Annotated in this window: 21 protein-coding genes and 1 pseudogene; 5 read left to right on the top strand and 17 right to left on the bottom strand. The window is 36.2% G+C overall.

The window, feature by feature from the left end:
- Positions 1–107: 107 nt before the first annotated feature.
- The 8 genes from JOC34_RS18835 to JOC34_RS18870 form a co-directional block, all read right to left on the bottom strand.
- Positions 108–1943: a VWA domain-containing protein gene (locus JOC34_RS18835; protein ID WP_205138342.1), complete on the bottom strand. Its 1836-nt coding sequence runs from the start codon at positions 1941–1943 to the stop codon at positions 108–110.
- On the bottom strand, positions 1943–2854 hold the full coding sequence (locus JOC34_RS22135; RefSeq protein WP_338062701.1) for a magnesium chelatase ATPase subunit I: 912 nt from the start codon (positions 2852–2854) through the stop codon (positions 1943–1945). Before JOC34_RS22135 ends, JOC34_RS18835 begins: the two co-directional genes overlap by 1 nt.
- 41 nt (positions 2855–2895) lie before the next feature.
- On the bottom strand, positions 2896–3678 hold the full coding sequence (locus JOC34_RS18845) for an ABC transporter ATP-binding protein (protein ID WP_205138343.1): 783 nt from the start codon (positions 3676–3678) through the stop codon (positions 2896–2898).
- Positions 3675–4679 carry a FecCD family ABC transporter permease gene (locus JOC34_RS18850; RefSeq protein WP_205138344.1) on the bottom strand — a complete coding sequence of 335 codons (1005 nt, stop codon included), beginning with the start codon at positions 4677–4679 and terminating at the stop codon, positions 3675–3677. Before JOC34_RS18850 ends, JOC34_RS18845 begins: the two co-directional genes overlap by 4 nt.
- The gene (locus JOC34_RS18855; RefSeq protein ID WP_205138345.1) at positions 4672–5670 is read right to left on the bottom strand and encodes an ABC transporter substrate-binding protein; all 999 of its coding nucleotides are present in this window, start codon (positions 5668–5670) and stop codon (positions 4672–4674) included. The genes JOC34_RS18850 and JOC34_RS18855 overlap by 8 nt, the downstream gene beginning before the upstream one ends.
- A gap of 187 nt (positions 5671–5857) precedes the next feature.
- On the bottom strand, positions 5858–7516 hold the full coding sequence (locus tag JOC34_RS18860; protein ID WP_205138346.1) for a metal ABC transporter solute-binding protein, Zn/Mn family: 1659 nt from the start codon (positions 7514–7516) through the stop codon (positions 5858–5860).
- 247 nt (positions 7517–7763) lie between these two features.
- A complete protein-coding gene (locus tag JOC34_RS18865; RefSeq protein WP_205138347.1) occupies positions 7764–8696 on the bottom strand; it encodes a TIGR03943 family putative permease subunit in 933 nt (310 codons plus the stop codon).
- 6 nt (positions 8697–8702) lie between these two features.
- Positions 8703–9710, bottom strand: coding sequence for a permease (locus tag JOC34_RS18870; protein WP_205138348.1), 1008 nt, complete (start codon positions 9708–9710; stop codon positions 8703–8705).
- Between the two features lie 482 nt (positions 9711–10192).
- On the opposite strand from JOC34_RS18870, the gene JOC34_RS18875 reads away from it, so the two are divergent.
- The gene (locus JOC34_RS18875) at positions 10193–10879 is read left to right on the top strand and encodes a hypothetical protein (RefSeq protein ID WP_205138349.1); all 687 of its coding nucleotides are present in this window, start codon (positions 10193–10195) and stop codon (positions 10877–10879) included.
- Between the two features lie 129 nt (positions 10880–11008).
- Here JOC34_RS18875 and JOC34_RS18880 read toward each other — a convergent pair whose 3' ends face one another.
- Complete coding sequence (locus JOC34_RS18880) at positions 11009–11563, bottom strand: TetR/AcrR family transcriptional regulator (RefSeq protein WP_205138350.1); 555 nt, start codon at positions 11561–11563, stop codon at positions 11009–11011.
- A gap of 125 nt (positions 11564–11688) precedes the next feature.
- On the opposite strand from JOC34_RS18880, the gene JOC34_RS18885 reads away from it, so the two are divergent.
- Positions 11689–13128 carry an MDR family MFS transporter gene (locus tag JOC34_RS18885; RefSeq protein WP_205138351.1) on the top strand — a complete coding sequence of 480 codons (1440 nt, stop codon included), beginning with the start codon at positions 11689–11691 and terminating at the stop codon, positions 13126–13128.
- Positions 13129–13342: 214 nt separating this feature from the next.
- Here the strand turns inward: JOC34_RS18885 and JOC34_RS18890 are convergent, their stop codons facing one another.
- The 4 genes from JOC34_RS18890 to JOC34_RS18905 form a co-directional block, all read right to left on the bottom strand.
- Positions 13343–14059, bottom strand: coding sequence for a ferredoxin reductase domain-containing protein (locus tag JOC34_RS18890; RefSeq protein ID WP_205138352.1), 717 nt, complete (start codon positions 14057–14059; stop codon positions 13343–13345).
- Between the two features lie 419 nt (positions 14060–14478).
- Complete coding sequence (locus JOC34_RS18895; protein ID WP_205138353.1) at positions 14479–16794, bottom strand: ABC transporter permease; 2316 nt, start codon at positions 16792–16794, stop codon at positions 14479–14481.
- Positions 16795–16806: 12 nt separating this feature from the next.
- On the bottom strand, positions 16807–17511 hold the full coding sequence (locus tag JOC34_RS18900; RefSeq protein ID WP_205138354.1) for an ABC transporter ATP-binding protein: 705 nt from the start codon (positions 17509–17511) through the stop codon (positions 16807–16809).
- 30 nt (positions 17512–17541) lie between these two features.
- Entirely contained in the window at positions 17542–18180 is a 639-nt protein-coding gene (locus tag JOC34_RS18905) for a TetR/AcrR family transcriptional regulator (RefSeq protein WP_205138355.1), read from the bottom strand.
- A 578-nt stretch (positions 18181–18758) separates the two neighbouring features.
- Here JOC34_RS18905 and JOC34_RS18910 point away from each other — a divergent pair.
- From JOC34_RS18910 to JOC34_RS18920, 3 genes and pseudogenes are all read left to right on the top strand, one after another.
- Positions 18759–19739, top strand: coding sequence for an Rpn family recombination-promoting nuclease/putative transposase (locus tag JOC34_RS18910; protein WP_239544602.1), 981 nt, complete (start codon positions 18759–18761; stop codon positions 19737–19739).
- 497 nt (positions 19740–20236) lie between these two features.
- Positions 20237–20428 (top strand): annotated as a pseudogene (locus JOC34_RS18915) (ATP-binding domain-containing protein); the annotation flags it as partial.
- Between the two features lie 167 nt (positions 20429–20595).
- The gene (locus JOC34_RS18920; RefSeq protein WP_205138356.1) at positions 20596–21021 is read left to right on the top strand and encodes a hypothetical protein; all 426 of its coding nucleotides are present in this window, start codon (positions 20596–20598) and stop codon (positions 21019–21021) included.
- A gap of 956 nt (positions 21022–21977) precedes the next feature.
- Here JOC34_RS18920 and JOC34_RS18925 read toward each other — a convergent pair.
- The 4 genes from JOC34_RS18925 to JOC34_RS18940 all read right to left on the bottom strand — a co-directional run bounded on the left by JOC34_RS18925 (position 21978) and on the right by JOC34_RS18940 (position 25220).
- Positions 21978–22940, bottom strand: coding sequence for an HD domain-containing protein (locus JOC34_RS18925; protein ID WP_239544582.1), 963 nt, complete (start codon positions 22938–22940; stop codon positions 21978–21980).
- 364 nt (positions 22941–23304) lie between these two features.
- A complete protein-coding gene (locus JOC34_RS18930; RefSeq protein WP_205138357.1) occupies positions 23305–24129 on the bottom strand; it encodes a DUF4037 domain-containing protein in 825 nt (274 codons plus the stop codon).
- 61 nt (positions 24130–24190) lie between these two features.
- Entirely contained in the window at positions 24191–24700 is a 510-nt protein-coding gene (locus tag JOC34_RS18935; protein WP_205138358.1) for a GNAT family N-acetyltransferase, read from the bottom strand.
- A gap of 163 nt (positions 24701–24863) precedes the next feature.
- The gene (locus JOC34_RS18940; RefSeq protein WP_205138359.1) at positions 24864–25220 is read right to left on the bottom strand and encodes a VOC family protein; all 357 of its coding nucleotides are present in this window, start codon (positions 25218–25220) and stop codon (positions 24864–24866) included.
- Positions 25221–25487: the final 267 nt, after the last annotated feature.

The raw sequence follows: 25487 nt of genomic DNA on the forward strand, positions 1-25487 counted from the left end.
TGATATCCGTCAAGATTTTTATTGTTTTCCTGTACGTACTTCCGGCCGATAGCCAATCCAGTCATTTTATTTGCAAAGATAGGTAGTTCACTTTATCTGTGCCCTGCTTATGGATGAAGTCTGCTTTGCACTGTTTTGGCAATATTTTTGTCTGTTAAAACATCGAGTGAGATGTACTCTCCATCTAATGCGGCTGTCAGTTCTTCAGCCAAACCAAATGTGTTTCTTTCGCTTTGGGTATCAATTACTGTCACAGGAAGCTGTTCTCGCGCAAGTCTTCTTGCTATTTGATAGGCTTCGCTCCTTGCTTGAGCTGCTGTACCACCGGGTTTCAAAGTTTCATTAGCATTTCCATCGGTCAAAATAACAATATAAGGTGCAGCCTGTTTATGGATGCGCCTTTCTTTTTCACACAGGATTAACGCTTTTTCCAGCCCGGCTGCCAGAGGTGTTTTTCCACCAGTAGGTATCTCTCCAAGTTTTCTCTTTGCCTCTGCAAACTTATTCGTAAAAGGCAATACTACGTCTGCTCCCGTCTTACGAAAAGAAACCAAGCCGATACGGTCTCTTTTTTGATATGCCTGACGCAATAATTCCATAATGGCCCCTTTGACAACGCTCATTTGTCTTTTTGCTGCAATAGAACGGCTAGCATCAACTAAAAAGAGAATCGTAAATCCCTGCTGTTTCTCCTTTAATTTATAGCGTATATCCTCTTTTTCAATTACCAGCGCCATACCCTCTCGCGGCACGCGAACCTTCATAAATGGAGCTGCGGCTGTTAACGTATGATATAAGGAAATTGCCTCTGTTGGTCTGCCCACCGCCCGAATCGCCCGTCCATTGCCGCTTGCAGAAGTGCCCTCCTGATGTTTCCCCTTAATCGTGTGTGGATTAATATTTCGCTTTGAATAGAGCAATTCAGACTGTACTTTCAGTGATGTAATAATCTGTTCCACTTCATCTTCAAGGTCTTCAGCAATGGTCTCACTATTAGGCGGTTCCTCATCCGGCAAGGGCTCGCCAGGAGTTTCATGATTTTGCCTGCCTTTATCTGCTAGCACTGTTTCTTTGTCAGAGGATGAAAGACGCTTATCCTCCAAGTTATTTTTAGAAGTCTCCTCATTCGCCGGTGACTCTGATTCCTTAGATAGTGAAGATTCCTGCTGTTCTCCCATTCTATGGGACACTGCATACCCCGCAGCTTCCTCGATATGTTTGGGCTGTACAGACTCATCCGAATCTAAAGCCGCTAACGCACGGGCCGTTTCGATTAAATCTACATCGGCTTCCTGATTTTTGCAGCCTGAACGGAGGACGACCTCAACTGCCAGCCGCAGCGTGTCCTTAGAAACTTGAACAGAGGGCAGTCTCTGTTTAGCTTGCTCTATTTCTTCCTTTCTATATTCGTGCTCTTGATCGTCCGGAGTCAATAGAATATCTCTACGCTCTGATACATTAAAAACGGGAACTAAACGGGCACATAATTTTGCATGTTTTAACATCGATTTGTCTTGCATTTCCTGATCAAGACAATAAAACCATTTCGCCATAAGAGGATAGCTGTAAAAATCGGCGTCCTGATAAAGTTGAATTTCCTTGTTTTTCAGCAATTGTACAAGCAAACGTTGATTGCTTTCTGACATAAGGGCGAATTGATCCGTGATAACCACCTTTGCTTGATATAGGAGGCTGTGACTGCCTGGGTTCTTCCTGTTTTGCGAAAACAATGCAATCTCTTTTTCTCCCAATAACTTTTCCGTCGCAACATGAGCAGGAACGATAACGATATCCTTTTTTGGAAAGTACGGAAAAACAGCTTCCAGCAAAGTCGTTTTCCCTGTTCCTCCTACTCCGACAATACATACTCGATCCAAATATGGATTTATAAGTGCGGCTGCAATACCACGTTTTGCTTTCATTTGACCAATCAAACCATTCATTAATTATCTACAACCCTGTTATTTAATAGCCTTGCCAACTCCTGATGCAAAGGATTTCCTTTCATTGGATCCTGCAATAACCGGTGCGGCAAGGCAAGTTCTGCCGCTTCATAAATATCCTCCAGTTGCACCATCGTACGCTGTTTCCATGCTGCTAATGTTTGAGCCGCAGTAATAACCGTTATATCAGCCCGATGACTTTCAATACCGAGTTTAATGGATAAATCAGCCACGGCACCAATCAAATCGTCATTGATCTCCACAGATGGAAAAAATACTTGAGCACGCTGTATCTGCTGCTTGAGCTCCATTTGATCCTGTTCATACCTTTTCTCAAACTGTCCCTGATCGCGTTCAAAATCTAAACGGCGCCGAACAACCTCCATACGATCCTCTATATTTTTCTCGCTTTCTATATCAACACATAAACCAAAACGGTCGAGCAGCTGTGGACGAAGGGTACCTTCTTCCGGATTCATTGTCCCCACTAATACAAATCGGGACGGATGCTCATAAGATACTCCTTCCCTCTCAATTCGGTTAACCCCCATCGCTGCTGTATCTAGAAGAATATCAACCAAGTGATCTTCTAAAAGATTCACCTCATCCACATACAGAATATTCTCATCCGCTTTTGCTAGTATTCCTGCCTCCAGCTTCTTTTCTCCTGTTTTTAGAATATGCTCCATATCCAATGTCCCTACAACACGGTCTTCTGTGGCACTGACCGGAAGATTGACTACAAATGTATCAGGCAGAACATCAGCCAATGCTCTTACAGCAGTTGACTTCGCAGTCCCTTTTTCCCCCTGGATCAATACGCCTCCGATTTTGGGATTAATTCCATTTATAATCAGCGCTTTCTTCATTTTTTCCTGTCCTACAATTGCTGTAAAAGGATAATTTCTCACACATTTGCCCTTCTTTCTCTCAAAAAATAACTGGTAATTAGTTACTTTTTGAGTGGTTTCATTACAATACGCAACAAATCATCATGCTCATCTTCATAAATATCCGACTGTACATGGAAGACTTCTTTAAACATCTCTTGGTTCATCACTTCTTTGGGAATTCCTTGCCCATAAATATGTCCTTCTCTGACTACAATCACTTCATCAGAATATGTTGCCGCATGATTGAGGTCATGTAAAACCATGACAACTGTTACATCCCTTGTTTCTTTCAATCGCGATACAATTTCCAGTACATCCAATTGATGTGAAATATCTAAGTACGTTGTTGGCTCATCCAAAAAGAATACTTTCGGCTGCTGAGCCAAACAAAGAGCTATCCATGCTCTTTGTCTCTCCCCACCAGACAGGTGAGAAACATTCCGCTTTCTTAGAGAGTCTAATTTGGTGAGGTGGATAGCTTCATCAATAATTTCCTGATCATCTTCGTCCAGCCTTTGAAACATCGATTTATGTGGCGTCCGTCCATATGCAATCAACTGCTCAACTGTTAAATCCATTAAATCATTCACTTGAGCAAGCAACGCCAGTTCCTGTGCTACTTTTTTTGGAGCAAGCTGATAAAGATTATGTTCTTTCCAATAGACATCACCCGCGTCTGGCTTTAGTTGGCGGGAAAGTGCATGCAATAATGTGCTTTTCCCCGAACCGTTCGGGCCGATAATGCTGTAAATTCGACCTTCATCTAACCTCAAATCTATTTTGTTCAGTACCTGTTTATCAGAAAAGGATTGAGAAATAGAAGCTGCTTGTAAAACAGTCATACCATTTTCCTCCTTAATAAATATAAAAAGAATGGCGCTCCCAATGCTCCCATAATGACACCAACTGGTATTTCAATAGGAGCAAAAACAATCCGCCCCACTGTATCAGAGGCAGTCAAAATCGCCGCTCCCAAAAAAATGGAGACAGGCAGGAGCACACGGTAATCATTACCAACTATTAATCTCGCAGTATGAGGAACAATTAAACCCACAAATCCAAGTAAGCCAACAACACTAACTGCACTGGCTGCTAACAGTGTTGCCACAGCCGTCATGGAAAAACGAATCCACTCGACCCGGGCTCCAAGACTCTTGGCTGTCCGGTCACCAAGCATTAACAAATTCATTTTTCGGATACCGATCATGGCGAAAAGAATACCAAGAATAGAATAAGGCAGAATCACTTCCACCTGAGGCCAGCTTCTTGCACTTAAGCCGCCTACCATAAAATCAATGGTCCCTTGAACTCTATCACTATAAAATACCATCAAGGCAGATATACCAGACCCTAGAAATGCCGAAACAGCTACACCGGCCAGAATAATCCGTGTTGGCGCAATCCCTTTTTCCCATGCTAACCCATATACCGTAAATGCGACGATGGTTGCGCCGATAAAAGCAACCGGAGTCAGTATATGGGGTAAATGTGGATAAAGTATTAATACAATCATCCCCGCTAAGCCTGCCCCGCTGGACACACCAATAATATACGGATCAGCCAGCGGATTTTTCATAATTCCTTGCAGCAATACTCCGGCTACTGCTAGGTTAGCGCCTACTAAGATAGCAACAAACGTACGTGGAATCCGGATATTCCAAATAATATTCTGAAAATCGCTCTGAATATCTCCGGTTAAAGCTGCCCAAATATCTTTTAATGGAATATTAACCGCGCCGAATTGAATACTAAAGATCGTCGAAATTACTAGTAAAATAACAAAAACAGCAACAATAAATCCTTTCCATCCGGCTCTATCTCTTAATGCTTCTTTTTTACTCATTCCCAAACACTTCTGGGTACACCATTTCTGCCATATCCTGCATCGTATCAGCATAATCAAAGCCTGGATTAGATAGATATTTTTCGGAAGGTATAATATGGACATTTCCCTCTTGTACAGCTTTTAGTGAACCCCACGCAGGATTTCCTTCCAAATCCTCTTCTATTATTTCCTTTCCAGCTTCTTCACTACCATGTATAGTCATTAAGATATAATCTGGCTGCTGTTCGGCAATTGTCTCTAGACTATATGGTGCTGAGGTTTGAGATTTAGGGCCGGCTTCCATATCTTTTCCGATATTATTTACATGGAGTAAATCCCCAATCTCCAGCGCAGTCGTATTGGCTCTTTGGACAGAAACACTTTTCGCTGTAATATTTAAAACCACTATAGACGGATCCACGTCACTTGGCAGCTTGTCTTGTACTTCTTGCATCTGCTCTTCCGTTTCTTGCAGTTTCTTGGTTGCAAGCTCTTCTTTATCTAATATTTCCCCCATAAGCGTTGCCATTTTCTTTACATCATCGAAAGAGCGCATGTCTAATAACGCAAAGGGAATATCACTGCTCTCCATAATCCCTTCCAAATCAGCATGGAAATTTGGTGCTCCAATGACAAGGTCTGGAGAGAGAGCCACCAGTTCTTCCGTATTTATTTGATTCACCGTTCCCAATTCAGGCAAATCCTCTGCTTTCTTTGGAACAGGTATGCCGCTTGTTGACATTCTCCCAACCGCTTCTCCATCCAAGTCATAAATCAATTTTAAAAATTCGGGTGCTAAGACAACAATCCTTTCTGGTTGACCATCAAGCACTACTTCCCTGTCCATGCTATCTGTAAAAGATATTTCTTCCATATCATCTGAACGCACGACAACTGTCTCATCCGCTGTCGATGTTTCTTCGTTTTGCTGACAAGCTGTCATTAATATAATTACAATAACAGCAATTCCGATTCCTATTATTTTATTCCTAAGTAATAAATTAGCCAAAGTAGCTCCACCTCCGTAATGATTACGATTTAAGAAAAATGAATATTTTCTTAATAAATGACAGAATTAGACATTGCGTTGACCCTAAGTTATTAACATCCTTATTTAAAAAGATGAATATTTTATTTCTTATTATTAAATATTTCCCCAAAGTAAAGTGTTTAGTTTTGAGGAAATATTAACATTATTAATCTGTTATTTTATCAAGCACTTTTAAGTTATCATCCATTAGTTCAATATAGTCTTTCCCATTTTCAATATTCTCTTCTGTTCTTACTTCTAAGTTGTGAATCATTACAGCCTCCGCATCAATCTGTTCTTGAATAATGTCAGAAAGACGGTTCTTGCTGTTTTGTTCGTACAGAACATAATCTAAATTGTGCTTTTCAGCAGCTTTTATAACTTCAGTTAATGCCTTTTGTGATGGCTCCTCAGTAGAAGATAAACCGCTTATTGGAATTTGCTCGATACCGTATCGTTCTTCCCAATAACCAAAAGCTGCATGTGGAACTATAATATATTTATTTTCTTTCGTATCAAGGAGATCCTTGTATCTCTTATCCAATTTTGTTAATTTGCTTTTTAATGCATCAAAATTTTCATTGTAAAGAGCTTCTTCATCAGGATTTAATTCAATTAACTCCTCCTTCAATATTTTCGCAACTTTAATGACTCGTAATGGATCAGTCCAAATATGCGGATCATGATCTTCATGATCATCAATTGTTATTGTTACTGGATTTGATTCGGCAACTCGTTCATGATTGTCATCATATAGCTCAGCTTTTATTTGTTGTTCTGAAATAGTAGCTTCCCCTTCATAAGTATCTACATTTTGATCTTCTACCTTTTCCCATTCCTTTGAGTCCGGATCAAGTGTAAACCAGTGCCAATGATCATAATCAGCGTCTTCATTATGTTTTGCAGTAAGCTCAATTGTATCCCCCGTATGGTAATGACCAGCTAATCCTCTGAGTGAAATTGCTTGGTCCTCATCTCCGTCGTGGTCGTGGTCATGTTCATCATGATCGTGGTCATCTCCATGTTCATGGTCGTGCCCATCATGATCGTGGTCATCTCCATGTTCATGTGAATCGTGATCGTGGTTATCCTCATGTTCGTGATCATCAATTGTTATTGTTACCGGATTTGATTCGGCAACTAGTTCATGATTGGCATCATATAGCTCAGCTTTTATTTGTTGTTCTGAAATAGTAGCTTCCCCTTCATAAGTATCTACATTTTGATCTTCTACCTTTTCCCACTCCTTTGAATCTGGTTCTAGTGTAAACCAGTGCCAATGATCATAATCGGAATCATCATTATGTTTTGCAGTAAGCTCAATTGTATCCCCTGTATGGTAGTGATCAGCTAACCCTTTGAGTGAAATTGCTTGTTCCTCATCCTCGTCATGATCATTCCCTTCATGTTTATGGTCATGTCCGTCATGATCATGACTGGCATGTTCATGATGGAAAAGATCCTCATGTTTTCCGATTTCTATTAATTTCACATCTTGCGAATCCAATGCACCAGAGACACTTTCAGCGAATCCCTCCATTCCTTCCCCTATATAAATAAATGCATCACTTTTCGCAAACTCAGTCATTTCCTTAGAGGTCGGTTCATATGTATGACCATCTGCGCCTGGTGGATAAACTGAATGAGCAGTAACCGTACTCCCACCGATTTCCTCCACTATGTATTGAAGTGGATAGACTGTAGTATAGACGGTTAAATCTGATTTTGATTGTTCAGAACTAGATGCGTCTTTATTTTCGAAAGAACAGCCTACAGTCACAAAAACTAGTAACAATAATATTGCGAACGGTTTTATAAATTTCATTCTCTACTCCCTTTCCATTTAGATCGTAATCATTACGACTTAGATTGTATCGTAATCATTACGATTTGTAAATAGAAATTATTACGATTTATAATTTTATTTTGTTAAAGCTACAACATGGCCGATTGAACAACTCTATATCCATAGATTTAATTTAAAATCCAACTGACAAAGAAAAAACTAGAATTCATTCTTTATAAAATGAAACCCTAGTTTTTTTCGTTCAGTTTTTTTATTTTATTAAACATTATCCTCCTACCAGTTGGATTAGTGGCGGATATATATAAGGGTCATCCCGCTCCTCTATTACTGTCCAATTATCGACTTTTATGACAGGCAGTTCGAATCCATTATAAGTTGTTATATCAAGGGTCCCTTCTATTTCAAGCCATGTGTCTTCTTCAAACTTTCCAGCTTCTTCAAATTCATTTAGAAAACCTATTACACTTGTATCTGCTACACAGTGCACCATATAAAATCTTGCCAAGACCAATTGATTGGGGCCCAAATTTTCCTCCCTGTATACAAATCCATTTATTTTAAAGTTCTTACCGACGAACGCTTTTGGATTTGCATCTATTTCTTCATAATAGGCTCCATATATATTTTCATCCATTTGAATAACATCCGATTCATGAAGACCTTCCATTGCTTTGTCATATTCATTTTCAGAAAAATAATTATTGTTTTCCATAGGCGTTTGATGTTCCACCTGTGTATCGTTGTTGTCTGCCGTTGAATTTAAACTCCCATTTGCTTCTTTTTTGATCGTTTTCTCTCCATACATATCCTTATCCTCATTTTGACCGCCCCGAGTTAGAATAGTACTTTTCTTAGCTGCTATTGACGCATCCAGTGTTACTGGAGCTAATAAAAATCCCGTAACCAAAGGGAAAATAATTATTGCATATCCGATGAACCTTTTTATAAATGAGCCGGAATCATGATTGTGATCGCTACAATCTGAACAGAAATCATGCGTTTTCTGCTTAATTTCCCACACTCTCATTAACTGAATGATAAACAAGAAAACAAATGCTCCTGCTGCAATTTTACTTGTAAGATCATACTTCGGATTAATAAGTTTTTCGATATCACCCGTATAATGCAGCTTAATGAAAAGCGCCGCAAAACCTACTAAAATAAATGCCCGCAGTAGCTGCCTAAAATTAATGCCCATTTCATCTCACCATCCCAACAAACTAACAATATAGGTAGATAAAAATACTACCAGCGTTATGAATATCAACAGCACCATTACAAACTTTGTTTTGAACACCCCAAGGAGCATAAATGTATTTTTCAAATCGATCATTGGGCCATAAACCAAAAATGCTAGAACGGAAGCGGAAGGAAAAATGTGGCTGAATGAAGCACCAATAAAAGCATCAGCTTCCGAGCATAAAGAAAGGAAGTAAGCCAGTCCCATCATGACAACAGTCGAACCAATGAACCCGTCACCAAATATAAAAAGGGAGGATGCCGCTACATAGGTTTGAACAAATGCCGCTACGAATGCGCCGATAAACAAGTATTTTCCCATATCAAAAAACTCGTCAATCGAATGATTCATCATTTCCCCCAATTTATGGGAGAAAGGTTTCTTTCGATCGGTATGACTATGGGCATGTACATGATTCCCATCTATTAATTGGTTGGATTTATAGAAGTAACTAATAATAAGTGAGATAACTAGCGCCGCAACAAAGCCTGCTCCCATTCGTAATCCCGCCATTTTTAAGTCATTTCCGAATGCCATATAAGTGGATAAAATGACGATTGGATTGATTAAAGGCCCCGTTAACATAAATCCAACTGCTGCATGAATAGGTACACCCTTTGAAACCAGACGACGCATAATTGGTACAATGCCACACTCACAGGCGGGAAATAGACCGCCAATCACACAACTCATCAACACAGCAAGATATCGATTAGCTGGAATCCATCGCCTAATCATTTCTTCGGTTATAAAAATTTGAATAAACCCTGCAATCAGGACTCCTATTAGCACGAAAGGAAGCGCCTCTATCAAAAGACTGAGAAAAATAGTGTTAAGTTGTTGCATGGAATTTGGTATGTGTACAGATAAGATTTGTCCAAGTGGTTGGCTGGTGGAAATGAGAAAAAGAACAATCATGATGACAAACATACCGGTAACATCGAATAATAGTGAATGTAATCTGTGATTCATTTTATTTGTCCCCCCATAAATTTCTTCATTTATAATAAGTATTTATGCCAATATCCTGCTACGACTTTTTAGCATCCTTTTTAAAAGAAATACCATTCGGGATGGGAATACAAACAATTCCTTAATCGTAATCATTATGATATATCCATTCTATTAATCGGAATCTAATATTATTCTAATTTAAGATAAAAGGGTATAAAAAAAGAACCTTATGTCAAGGTTCATTTAAATAAGTAAGTATAATCTATGGCGGAAGATCGACTGCAATTCGACATTTAGCCGCAGTCCAGCCTTTCTAAATGCTTCAACAACATCCTTTATTTCTTCTGTATGTAATTCTCTTCGTACAGGAACATCCTTCTTGCCATCGGCCTAAATGATACTCATCGAAGGGTTTCTACAATAAAAACATATAGAAGTAATGAGGTTGTTATGCTAATATTACATTTATACATAATAAAATAATTATGAGGTGAAACGTATTGAAAAAGTACATGATGATTTCCATTCTAATAGTAAGCGGATTTCTATTAGCGGCATGTAGTGATGACAGCAATGATAGTGATGCCTTCGACAATGCAAGTGATTCTGTAAACGATAGTGAAGATCAGAAAGTAAGTGCAAACATTCCCGAGGAAGTAATCAAAGATGCGGATGCTGACCCGATTGAACTAGAAGATCAGATGGATCTGGAGATCGGGGACAAAGGTTATGCCATAACACAGTCGGAAGGCCTTCCGCTTGCAGCAACGCTAAACAGTGTCGAAAAGACACAAGATGTCGGCTCTGAGACACGGGACGGTGATAAATTTTACCTGATTGCCGATTTCACATTTGAAAATCTCGGAGACGGTCACCTAGAAGTAGAGAAACCGGATGTAGGTTCAAGTTCAGATGAATCAGCTATTATAAATGACGAAGTGACGAAAGGAGACCGACTCGGACTAGGTAGCTGGGCTCTCGATGAGAATGGCGATATCGATCAAGATAACCCTACGAATACAATAACATTAGAACCTGGTGAAGAAGCAAATCATAAAATTGCTTTATCCATGCTTGACAGTGCAGATGAGTATATCGTTTACTTCGGTTTTTATGCTTCAAACAACAGAGATTACAGGAACAAGGCTGCATGGACGATCCAGACAGAGCAAATAGATGAAAAGTAAAACAAGCCAAGATATTGGAATGGACTGAGTCCATTCCAATATCTTGGCTATTTATTTGAGGAACTTCCCAATATGGATATAACAGATAGATCGGATTTGACTTCCTTAAAGATAAATTTAATCGTCATACTATTTAATTAGAGGCAGAAATACATCATCTACAATTTCAGAAATTGTCTTCTCTGTTACAGGCTCATATGTGGTTAAAAACTCATGTCTAATCAGATCAATGGGAAGTTTCACTATCCGCTCAGAAATCTTTTCTTCCTTGATTTCTCCTCGCCCTATTGCGCGTTTTATGATAGTCTCCATTGTATTTGTTCTCCTCATATTTAATATCTCAGAAAACGGAATATCAACAAGTACAGACATTAAACCATGCAGGGTCTCTGCCCCAATTTTGGACAAGGTATCGTTTAGTCGTTTCATTACGATGATAACGTCACTTCTTATATCACCAGTATCAGGAATGTCGCCCACCGGTTTTGGCATATTTTTCTGAATAGCAGCTAATACAAGCTCCTCTCGATTCGCCCATCTTCGGTAGATAACCGGTTTACTTGTTTTTGCCTTGATAGCAACTTCTTCAATCGTAAAGCTTTGATAGCCAACATTCACGAGTTCTTCCCACGCAGTTTGAAGAATCGCCTCTTCCAGTTCTTCGCCTCTTCTTCTCGTATTCATCTTTTGTTACTCCTTTTTCATTTATACATTCGAAATAAAATACCTTGCGTATCTTATATTTTTATTGTAACATATTCTCATATAGGAAACCCACAGTATCTTATATCTAAAAAAGGAGTGTTAAAATGGATAAAGCAATCAAGAATAGCAATTCAAACGAAAAAATTGATCCAGCTGTTTTGAAAATAGTTTGGATCTTACTTATTGGGATGTTAGCCCCTTTATTTGATACAACCATTATGAATGTAGCCATCGACACGCTAGGCAATGCTTTAGATGCACCTGTTTCAATGGTTCAATGGGTGATGACCAGTTATTTAATTGCACTTGGTGCCATCATTCCTGTTTCAGGATGGTTGCTAGACCGTTTTGGAGATAAAAATATATGGATATTTGCCTTAAGTTTATTTTTAATAGGCTCCATTTTATCCAGTTTAGCTTGGAGTATCGAAAGTCTTATCTTATTTAGAGCTATCCAAGGGCTTGGAGGCGGATTGATGATGCCGATTATGCAAACAATGGTAGTCCGGGCTACTGGCGGAGAAAAGTTAGGAAAACTGATGGCTATCGTAGGCTTGCCCGTATTGCTTGGGCCTATTCTAGGTCCTGTTTTAGGAGGTATCATTATTAACGCGCTTAATTGGAGATGGATTTTTTATGTAAATATTCCAATAGTCGCTGTTGCTTTGATTCTAGCAATCTGGCATTTACCAAAAGACAGCGCGCCCAAAAAGACGCAAAAATTAGATGTGATTGGATTGTTGCTGCTTACACCTCCAATCATTTTAATTATTTACGGACTTACTGTAGTTAGTGACTATAATGGATTCTTTAATCAACATGTCATGATCCCAATTGGGGTTGGAATCATAATCCTGATTCTTTTCTGTATGCATGCTTTAAAAAAGCAAAGCAATGCAATTATTAATATCCTGCTTTTTAAAAGTCGTTCTTTTACAGCTTCTTCGTGCCTTCTATTTCTATTAGGATTAACTACTTTTGGAGGAATGCTTTTGCTGCCACTTTACTTCCAACAAGTACGGGGGGCCAGTGTTCTTATTGCAGGGCTTTTATTGATACCCCAAGGTATAGGAATGCTGCTTACTCGCTCGTTAGCAGGTAAGCTGACAGATACAATTGGGTCGCGATGGGTTGTATTTTTGAGTACTATTCTCACCATACTTGGTACAATACCATTCATTTTTAGCAATGCAGATACATCTATACTATTAATTTCTTTGACGCTTATTTTGCGTGGTGCAGGACTTGGAGGCATAATGATTTCAATTATGGCAAGCGTTTATATCGGATTAAGCAAAGAAGATATACCTCATGCAAGCAGTATGACACGTATCCTTCAACAAATTGGAGGAGCTTTTGGAGCTTCTATACTTGCAATAATTTTACAAAGTCAATTGAGTTCACTAAATGCAATGGGTATTACTGCTATAAATACCGCGTTTAACCATACATTTATGTGGACAACAATTTTTACGGTAATCTCCTTAATCTTTGCTTTGTTTTTGCCCAATAAATTAAGCAAAAATCATTCTACGGCCGATTAGAAAAGTAAACGAAACTGAAGGCCCGCCCCCTATGTTAGGAGTGATGTCATCATTTACTTTAGTGTATACTAGCGCTTATATACGGAAGGAAATACCAAAAAGTACTTCTATAAAAATCAGAAGTACTTTTTATGCTCACTTTGATTCGTTGCTGTGGCTTTGGAATAAAGTTTGATTAAAAACACCTTACACCCCAATACTTTACTTGTCTCGCTTAAATTGGCAAATCAAATGATAAAAACTCAGGTAGTTGTTGTTCACGCTTGTCGAGCATAATCTGTTCTGGCTTGATCCCCTGTTCACGCAGTACTTCAATGTTCTGCACGAGGAATTCGTCACTGCCGACAACATAGAAGAGTCCATCCTTGTCTGCAGCAAGATTTTTCACTTCTTCATAGTAGTCTTTACGGTTATCAACGAACTGTGATGTGAACTTCTTGTCAGACGCGGATTCAAAAATATTAGTGAATAAGAAGTCTTTTGATGAATCGACGTTCAGGGAATGAATTTGATTGACGTTGTCAGCGCGTTCGAAATAATCAAGTACAAGCGGTCTGAAAGTTGCCAGACCGACACCTGATGACAGCAGGTAAACATTTTTGTCTTCTCTTTTAAGCGGTACATTCGAATGGATTTTAAATATCGCAACTTCACTACCGACTTCAAGCGTTCTTAGAATCGATTTAAACTCAGAGCACTGCTCTTTGATGCGTGTTGTGATGCCGATTGAATTTTCGTGTGGTAAAGTGGAAATTGACATATGGCGAACCAAGCTACGGTTTGGTTTCTCTCCTGCGTTAAAACCTTCCAGTCCCAAGTGGATGTGGGCCCCTTCTTCCCATGTAAGGCCTTCCGGACAGTCGACTAGGTACGTTTTTATCTCTGGTGTTTCTTCAATAATCTTATTTATCTTTGTCCAGTATATTTGCATTATATCTTCTCCTTATTCAATGATATGAATCGTTACTATCTAATATACATCAAATGATAACAATTCTCAATTAAACAGATTGGCCATTTAAGATAATTTATGCGACTAAAATAATAACATTTTAGAAAAAGGTTTCGCCTGAAATAAATCAGCATTCATCTCAATAATAAACTTTTCGTCTGTAACCGATAGTTGTCGGTGCGAATCATGAGGATTTAAGATGAACAATTCGTCTTGAGCAATTTCATGATCAGCCTGCTTGGTCCTTCTAAAGAAAAGATACATTTAAATAATCTGTTTGCCATCCTCTGTTTTCGTATAATCTTTCCTTTACAATTACTTTTATTTCGTAAAGACAAAAAAACTCAACTGAACTAAATCAGTTGAGCACACTAATAACATTCTTAAATAAAGAAAAACTATTCTACCCCTTTTAACGATTCAACCATGTCGATTCTTTTAACCTTCAGTTTTAAGAAACTATTGGTTGTTAAAGTTGAAACTAATGTAAGTAGAATCGCTATAGGTATACTCATTAAATTAAGTGAATGTGGGAAAGCCATTTCGTCTGAAGCGATAAATTCACATAGAATAATATACATTGGGTAGCTAAGTAATATTCCAAATATGGATGAAAATACAACTAGAAAAATATTTTCAACAAAGATTACACGATTTATTTCTTTTAAAGTTAAACCTAGTACTTTCTCCGTTGCAATATCCCTTCTTTTTTCAAAGATATTAATAGAACTAATATTATAAATCACTGTAAATGCAAGTAATATAGAGGCAACGATCATAATAAGGACTAGGGAATCTATTGAGCTGGAAGCATTTAGATATTCATTTTTTTGTGTATCTTTTACAGTAACATGTGAGAATTGTGAATCATCATCCAACTTTTCTTTTAAAATCTCCACGTCATCACTTGTAGTTAAATGAATGCTCATAACTGGGTAATTAATATCATGTTCGTCTAGTAGTTCAAATGTTCCATAGAATCCTTGATTTGTATAACTTTTATATACATCTAATATCTCCACTTCAATATTTTTATTTTCTATAACAGGAGAGTTAAAGCCTAGTTCAATCATATCTCCTTTTCCTATAGAGTTTTCTTCAGCAAATTTTTCTGACACATATATACCACTATCATTTATTTTAATTTCTTCTCCACTTCTATTATATAAATGATTAGATTGTGTATCTTCATTGACAATGTTTAAGACTGTATTTTTGTTGTCATAGGTTACTGGAGATACGCTAAATAAATCGGCTGCATCTACAGTATCCTTATGCTTAAAATCTTTATCTTCAAAGGAAGGCTCATTTAAAGTGGCAGTAACATCATAACTTCGATTTAAATCAAATTCTGTGTCCACAATCTGATTAAAAGCATATTTTATTCCAATAGAAGCGATCATAATACTCACACAAAATATAATACCTAAAGAACTTAACCAGAATCTTTTTTTATTCATAGAAATATTTCTGAAAATCATTCTATACGTATAAGGTATCTTATTCCAGATAAATTGATTTCTTTCCACAATAGAGTTTTTTGCTTTTTTAGGCGGTAAAGGCCTCATACCCTGTGCTGGAATTTCCTTTAGAATTTTCCTGCACGCCATTCCTGTTGCAATAGCACCAGCAATTAAAGCTACTAGAAAGCCAATAATGGACAAATGGATGTATGTTACCGAACTTAAAGAAGGGAATACAAATAAAACAGAGAGTGTAGAAATTAATACTTTTGGAAATAAAACTATACCTATTGTTGTCCCTACTATCGTACCTATTAAAGCTGTAAATAAAGGGTATTGTAAAAAACTAACACTTATATCTAGTTTTGAAATTCCAAATGCTCTCATCACAGAAATTTGTTCACGTTGGTTCTCAATTTGTCTAGACATACTTATAGATGTTATAATAGCAGCCAAAGCAATAAAAACAATTGGTAAAATAACACTTAAATTCTTTACAGATTCTAATTTACTGGATACCATTTCATAACTTACATTTTGTTCTTTGGCAGTTGACTGAAGATAAGTTGAAAGTTCAGAGTCTATTTTATCAATAAGTTCACTATCGTCAGCTTTGCTTGTTAAATTTATCAAAGCTTGAGTATAGTTAATCCCAAGTTCTTCAAAGAAATTAGCCTCTACTATCCCTACCGCATAACTAGAATGATTGGGAACAGGTATAGTATTATCATCCGTATAGTAAATATATTCTGCACTTTTAAAAACGCCTGAAACAGTAAGCTCATCATCAACTTGTTCATTTCCAATACTTACAGTTATATGATCTCCAATTTTAATATTATTGCTCGACACATATTCACTATCTAAAATAATTTGATCACCTGTCTCAGGGTAATCTCCTTCTATTATAGTAGGAATATTCATATAATTATCATTAGAATAAGACTGCAGGGTAATCGTGTCATCTGAAGATATTCTTCCTTCAAGGAGGAATCTTCCTTGTACTTCTTTTACCTCTTCAAATTCCTTAATGGTATCAATATCGTCTTTACTTAAGTCTAAGAAAGAAACAGACATATCGGCTAGATTTGCTTCTTGATAATAATCATTGATAGATTCATTAATTGTATCGTAAGAATAAGTAAGTCCGACAAAGAACGCAATTCCAATAGAAATCACAAGAGAGATAGCCGTAAATTGACCAATATTTTCTAAAATATCTTTTCTGAATTTTTTTATCAAAAACTTCATAGCTCTGATCACCTACCATTCAATATCATCAATATCTTTCTTATGATGATTCCTATATATTTCTTCAACTTCTCCACTCTTTACCTTGATTACCTTATCAGCCATGTCTGCAAGGGCTATATTATGTGTAATGACAATTACTGTCTTGTCATAATCTTGGTTCACTTGTGATAAAAGCTTCAATACTTCTTTACCAGTTTTATAATCAAGAGCCCCTGTCGGTTCATCGCACAATAACAAAGTTGGATTTTTGGCAACCGCTCTTGCTATAGCAACTCTTTGCTGCTCTCCACCTGATAATTGAGTTGGAAAATTATTAAGACGTTCTCCTAAACCAACTCTTGATAATATTTCTTTTGCATCAAACTTATCTTTGTTATAAGAACTGGCAAACTGTACATTTTCTAATGCATTTAAATTGGGAATCAAATTATAGAACTGAAAAACAAATCCAATTTTATTCCTTCGAAAAAAAGTTAACTCTCTTTCGTTATATTTATTAATTTCCTCATCTTCAACAAATATTGAACCCTCGGAAACAAAATCCATTCCTCCAAGAAGATTCAATATGGTAGTTTTTCCAGCTCCACTTGCCCCAAGAATAATTATAAATTCTCCTTTACCAATACTAAAACTTACATCTCTTAAAGCTAATATTTCAGTATCTCCTGACACATATCTTTTAAAAACATTTTCAAGTTTTATAATATTATTCATGTTCAACCTCCATATTCATCTTTAAAATAATTATTTAGAAAGCTTAAGAAGTGTATTTTTCATAAACTTCATGTCTTTTTGATTAATCAAACCAGGAACTAATTGATTTATAATACCAAATACATAATCTGAACGTAATTCGAGTTCTTCTAATTTCCATTTAAATAAAATAGGATCTAACCAGACATCAGCGAGTATTAAAATTACTTCTGCTGCAAAAGTTGGATGATCACACTTTATTTCATTTTTTTCAATTCCTTGTTGAAAAATTTCTGCAAGAATCGGAGAAAGATTTTTCATTGTACCTCGTAATGTATCTAATAAGGCATAGGGAACTTTTTCAACCCATCTATTTTCGATTAAGTTATTTTGGATTGAATTATTCCCAAAATAACTTATGATTTTTAGAATTTTTTCCTTAGTAGAGAGTTCATGGTTATTCTTTACTTCCTCAAAATAATCTCTGACACAATTATGTGCTTCTTCTGTAAGAGTTTGTAAAATTTCTTGTTTACCCTTGAAGTGATGATATATTGCTCCTTTAGACATTTGTGTTTCTTTCATAATATCTTGTAAAGAAGTAGCATCATATCCTTGTTCAGAAAACAATTTTACTGCAGCATTTAATATATTTCCTTTTGATTTTTTGGCTTTTTCCTGTTGTTTCATAATAACAATCCTCCAATCCAGACCAACAAAATAAACCGACGGTCGGTTTTTTATTATTGTATCACTTTCTTGCTGATTTAGTCAACACACTTCACATCTTTTTACAAGAACAGTCTAGTTCCTTGTATCTGTTCATTACACAAAAGACTTATTCAATTATCTGTGGCCCAACTGTGGATCAATTAATCATCTCTTCATTATTTTCATCTGCTACTTTTCCACAGGATGTATGTAGAAATCGTCACGCTTCACATTTTAACTGTTGAACTACCAATGAATTTTACTAATGGTCTACAATTTCCCACCCAAATTGTGATACGATTTATGAAGCGCCATGATTTGTCTTGCTTAAGAGCACGCTTTATCTACTTCCAAACCTGTGATGTTGTTAGGTTCAAAAAGAGGAATCGATTTTACAGTTATGAGGATGATATACATACGGAAGGGGAGAAAAGATTATTAAACATTTTGCGAATATACGTTTGTATGCCACTGACACTTATGTTAATATAATAATAGAGCACAGATTCTATTAAGTCATCAAACTATAGCTATGAAAGGACTTGATATCATTGGAGATGCAAAATCCACACGATAAATTCTTCAAAGCAACATTTTCTAATGTAGAAGTAGTGAAAGATTTTATCGTTCACTTTCTACCACCTTCCGTTCGTGAACTGATTGACCTGACATACATTCAACCTCAGAAAGACAGCTTTATCCGTCATGACCTTCAAGAATATTTCTCCGATTTACTATTCCAAACGAAAATTCATAACAAACCAGCCTATGTGTACCTTCTATTCGAGCATAAAAGCTATGTCGATTACCATATTTCTCTGCAATTACTGCAATATATGGTGGAAATATGGAAGACCAAACGGGAAAAAGAAGAGATAGATACGTTACCATTTATTATGCCTATTGTTCTGTATCATGGTCAAAATAAATGGACTGCTGCTTCATTCAGTGACCTATTGAAAGGTTATAAAGATTTACCTCCAGAAATGCAGAAATATGTACCCGATTATGAATACTTTCTTTACGATGTATCATACTATCAAGACGAAGAAGTGCAGCTTAATGTATTGTTGCGAATCATATTGCTGATGTTCCGTGACATCCGGAAAAAAGATGTACGGGTAGTATTAAATTCCGTCTATCGATCGGTAGATTATCTACAGCAATTAACAGATCAGAAAATGGCAACTGAGTACCTTGATACGCTGTTCCGTTATGTGTTCAGTGCCAATCAACATCTTACAAAAATGGAGTACTATGATATAATTGAACATGTAGGAAATACCTCTAGAGAAGGGAGCGAAATGACAATGAGCTTAGCAGAGATTTTTCGAAATGAAGGAATAGAAGAAGGCTTACAAAAAGGTAAAGCAGCATTAGCTAACACTGCCATTGAATTAATCACAAAATTTATAGCTCCGATATCAGAAGAGATGAAGAATAAGCTGCGCGAGCAAGAAATTAATACGTTAGAAGCGCTTATCAAACAAATAGATGAATTTCAAACCATAGAAGAAGTAAAACAATACTTGAAATAGATAAAACACGGGGCTTCCCGTGTTTTTTTAACCTAATCAGAGAATTAGCCTCCCCCGCTGTTTTCACTTTCTGTTTGGAAGCAGGGGTTATACGGACTGTTGCCTCTGGTTTACGATTGAATCCATATTGACGTTTTAAAAGTCTTCCTCATTTTCCTTTTGGTCGGCATTATTTTATGGTCCGTATTTTTTATCTTAGCTACAGTTTTTTATTGGTAAATGTTAACCTGCTTATTTCAGGTAAAGAAGGTTCTAAAAAAACACGTCTAAAAAATAATGATTATATTATTTTTTAGACGTGTTTTTCCATTTAATGTAAAATTATTTTTAGTAATAATGTATTTAGTAGCATGCATCAAGGATTATATAAGTCTATATTTCCTTAAAATTAACTGCTAAAACAAGACATTAGCTATTATTAACAAACAATATGATCGTTTAGCTTCTATACCTGAATGCCTCGGTGACGATTTTACCGAAGAAGTATTGGAAGACAAATCTCTTTATTGCCTGTATATATATCAAAAGGATTAGAGTTTGATTCCGTACTAATGATCGATGTCGATGAAGCACATTATCCGAGCACGGAGCAAACAACCAAATTATTATATGTCGGCTGCACAAGGGCTTTGCATCATTTATCGATTATGTACAGCGGAAAAGCCTCCAAATTGATTACGAATGAATAACGTGCAGTAATAGTTCCGTTGAAGTAAAGAATAAACAGGACAGAAAAAGGCTTATCAGTATTAAAATGGTTTAGAATGACAATGAAAAGGCGAACAGCATGTAGCAATAAACTATAAAGTGTGGATTCCATATATGAGATTATAATTACTTATAAGGAGGAAAAGAAATGAAGCATATGAGCTTTATTCTATTTACAATTATGCTGTTACAAATTTTAACTGGCTGTTCTTTGACTGAGGAATTGTTTACTGAAGAAGAGCAAAGTGCCGTAGAAGTAGCCTTAAAACAAGATACGGGGAAAGGGGCAATTGAATTAGTTACACCAACCATTACTACAGCAGATAATGAAATTGAAATTAAGGTTAGTGGTATTAATGAGGACAAAATCACTTTTATTTCTGTAGCGAACAAAACCATTTTTGAAGACACCATTGAGAATGATAAAGTATACACGTTAGACATTGGCGATATCAAAGATGCACTCCGAACAGATTACAAACCAAAAGTACAATTGTTGCAAACAAATAATGACAAAGTATCTGGGGATATTACTACTTTCAAACAAATTAGATATACTGTTGAACAGGAATAAATAGGTTACAGGTTTTGGCTTTTTGTATGCCCCATTGGACATTGCTACGATGCTTATCGTTGATGCTACAAATTAAAGGATGTAACAGATACTGCAAAACCATTGCAAACTCAGCTGGTTATCAAGGTAAAAATATATCCCACAACCCATTTGGTGATTGATTTTTTCAAAAGAAAAATATCGAATAAAAAATAAGCCTTCCTCAAGCAAGCGGATCAGATTTATAATTATATCGAACGGTTTGAACTAGATTTCGTTTCTCCTATACCGGTCATCAGGGCAATTTGGCATTACCGAGAAAACAAGACAAATAACCTTCTAGTAAGAGCTACTCTTACTAGAAGGTTATTTAAAATTACTGATAAATGTAAAGTATTATAAGAAAATACCTTTACAAAAATGATTTCAAGGAGGAGGATGATATTTCATTAGATTAATTGTTTATTAACTATTTTCAGGTTTCGAATGTTTTATGATTGATATCATATCTTAATTTCTTTAATTCTCTTGTGATCCGTTTGTATCCATAGCGTTCATAGAAATTTGTAAGGGAAACTGTTATTAAATACCTAGCTATGAATCTAGAAGTAATGTCTTTGCGGCTGGCTTCTACTAAGATCCGAACCCGGAAATTATATATATATAACAAACAAATATTGAGGTGGTTGAAAGAACATCCAGACTTACCTTCAGCACAAGTTTATGATTGGCTAGCAGAAAAGCTGATGATTTTGAAGCCGGTATCATATGAATAATAATAAAATTAGCGTTCAAGTCATTTTCATGATAGATTCGATCACTAGGCGTAGCTATAATATCTGCATTCTTATTTATTTCTTGGATGGCTTCCTCAATGTTTTATTGGGTTTTTAAATAATATAAATTAATCTTGATAATCGATAACGATGTTTTAAATCTTCGCCACGAAGGGGCTAAGAATTATGAAATTCATTTAATTAGAAATCTATTAATACCTCATAATTTTTAATAAGACTTTCTAATTCTCTTAAATATTTTTGAGCCCTACTTGTTTCCGTAAATAACACTCCATTTACCAGTGGGCTTTTGGCATATACTTTTCTAATTCCAAACTCAATTCCAAGATTTCTAATTTTATCAGTAATAACTATTTTTGATGGCGTATTCAATAGTAAGTCAACAATTTTATTAGCTCTTTCTGAATTGGACTTCTTCAACAAATTTATTACTTCATAGTCTTTCATAAGGGCAAATCCGCTTATTTTTTGACAATCTTCTTTATATAATTTAATTGCCACTGCTAACATTCTATCTACAGCAAGTAGCAGTGGTGATAGGAAAACTTTGTGGTCGCTAACAATCAATTTCATAATCAACTCTGCCGTTTCACTATCTGTTTCAATACCTTGAGAAGTACATGTTAACTTCCAAATTATATCTTTAGGTAACTTATCAATGGTTCCGTACATATAAGTATCCCTAAAAAAACTATCTATATGATCAATTCCCAATACACCATTTCGTCCCGTTAATACAGTTTCTCTATTTAATAGTTGGATGATGTCTTTACTCTCTACACCTTCTTCTTGCAGAATAGTGGATATCTCATTGCTTTCAATATATCTGTTGGTTAATACATGATGATCAAACCCAAGAGATTTCTCTACAGAATGTGAAAATGGCAAATGTCCTATGTCATGTAAGATTGCCGCTAATCTCATTAATTTATCATTCGGAAAGAAAAAGCAAACTAGTTTCCAAACCCCGACCGTATGCTCATATCTAGAATGCACCACTGGTGAAACTAAAGAACCAGCGCCGAAATGTGCTAAGAATTTGAGTCTTCTTAGGAACGTAGTATTAAATAGCCTTTTTTCTATTTCCAGTGGATTTACGTGTGGATAAAGCGGTTCATGTATAATAACATCGGTATTGAACATATTTTATACCCTCCTATCCCTCGATATGTATTTTATTACTTGTTTTCTCGTAGTATTTTTTTCATTTGTCTTTTATAAAATTTAACAATCCCTTTCCGTATCCTCCACCTTGATGCTTAACATCAATAAACAATGCAGCCAAATAATTATCTACCATTGATATGAAGCCTAAACCATTTTTTCATTACTTATAACATAGGTTTCAGACATTGGGATCAATTTTTCTTCCATCTCCGTTTGCTGTAATTTCCAATAATCCTTATCAATAAAGTCGTGTGCTGTTAATAAATCTTCATACCATATTTCTACTAATTTATTGCCCTTGTTTCTGAAAAGTGCCCGTTTGCCTAAGTATTTATTTAACCTATTTCACAAAACCTATGTGCTGTTTTTGTTCACTAATATTCAATTCAGGAATATATTTCTCAACTAAAGCAATAGTCTCATTAACCAATATTTCCAATTCCACCACTGAACTTCGTGGATTTCCCGTCAGAATATGAGTTATCCGGCGACCAAGGTTTTCTGGTTTAATCTTCATTTGTTCCCCATTGTACTTCATCCACTTAAATATCGGATGATGAACATACATATGATTAAGCCCAAACAAAACACCAAATAGTTTCTTTTGAACGTCACAAATAACATCGTAGAACATAAGCCAATCTTGACGGTATACAAGTGCTTCACGGTTATTCCACCGATTACCTAACCAAAGATTTTCCGAAATCATTTTTTCAGACAGACCCAAAGGATATTTTGCAACTATATTTTTCAGCTCATTAATTTTCTCTTTCCCATAAAGGCTTACACCATCATTGACGGCAGCTACAATACACTGCTTATCATAATCCGTTTTGAATCTGTCCACCACATCAGAAATGAAACATTCCACTGTTGTTGATAAAAAGTTGCTTATTTCAAACTTCACCCCATCTTGATCAATAAAGGATTCAGACCATTCCCCTTCCTCATATGGTTCATACGATAAAATTGTGCCTTTAACTCTTTCGATGGGTATTTTACGATCATCATCAGTTAAAGAAGCAGACCTTAAAATATGTAATTCAATATCTGAATGCACATCCTCTAAGTTCCTTGATACAGAACCAGCTAAAATAATTGCTTCCACCTTTGGATTCTCTCTATATACCCTCGACATATCCATTGATTTTTGAAATAAGTTCATTAGATCTGCTCCCAACTAATTGGCTTTATTTATTCAGCTATCGCGTCTGTTTGTTGAAAGGTTAAACTATTACTCTTATATCTTCCCAACCGTATACACATTCATTGAGTTTCTTTCCAGAAATCTGTTCTTCCACAGTGTCAATTTTTTCACCTCCAAGTGCCTCATAAAAAAGGCAAGAATCATTATCCTCTAGCACTTTTACTATCATTGTAGAAATGTTTTTCTGTTTTAGTTCTTCAATTACTGGCTTTACTAGTAATTTTCCTAGCCCATTTCTTTGATATTCTTTTAAAATATAAATAGCATATAGTTCGCCTGAGTAACTTGGATATTTTCCTGTCCTTTCTTCCCCACCAGAAGAAAAACCCACAATATCATTTTCCTTATTTTCTGCCACAAATACGTCGCCGTTTGGGATGTTGATTCTCCATAATTGCTCCCGTCTCTCATAGGTCAAATTATTTAAGTACTCCTCCGGGACAATATTTGCATAGGTAGTTTCCCAACTATCAACGTGTACCTTTGCTATTCCTTCCGCATCAGCCAAAACAGCCTTCCTTATCTTCATTGATTAGTCGCCCCATTTTTCCCATTTAAATATTAAATTCTATTCCTAACATAATAAAACCTGCATTCTTCCGCAATCTCGCCGTATAATTGAAAAACGATATTCTGCAAAAGCACCCGAACGGAACAATAAACGTTAGTCATTCGCCATCGATGAAGTGATTCTAAAAATAATATCCATCTGGATCAACTATTCTAAAATCCTCCAATCCCCAGGGTCTTTTTGTTAATTCAGCCTGTATTGGATATTCTTTTGCAACTACTTTGTTATATGCTTTCTTTACATCTTCAACTTCCAAAACTATTTCTACTCCCAAACCAATTTGTTGACCATTAGAGGTTTTAAGAGGGTGTTTTTCAGACAAATTTTCCATTTCCCCTAAACCTAAAACCACATCACCATTCCTAACAGATATGTAACTTTTATTAGTATCCTTTGGAAGGTTGAAACCTAACACATTACTATAAAAATTCATTGACTTTTCTATATCTCCCACGAACAATTCCAGTCTTAATTTCATTTTCATCTCCCTTTCAAAAGGCTATTTATGCTTAATTTAGCATAGATAGCCTTTACTGTTCTATTCAACTATTTGGCCCATCGTATTATAAGGTTAGCCGGTCATTTCTGGTTGACCTATTTTTTATAGGTTTTATTCTTAAGGTAGTCGGGGTAGGACGATCTGTCCTGTGGGACACCGATCCCGTCCACAATACTGTCCTCCCTCTACTTGTAGAAACATGTTTGAGGATGGTTTGGACCTGATCCCGTATAACAAGCGAAGCTA

It is taken from the genome of Virgibacillus halotolerans (genome assembly GCF_016908515.1).
GTDB classification, from domain to species: Bacteria; Bacillota; Bacilli; order Bacillales; family Amphibacillaceae; genus Virgibacillus_M; species Virgibacillus_M halotolerans.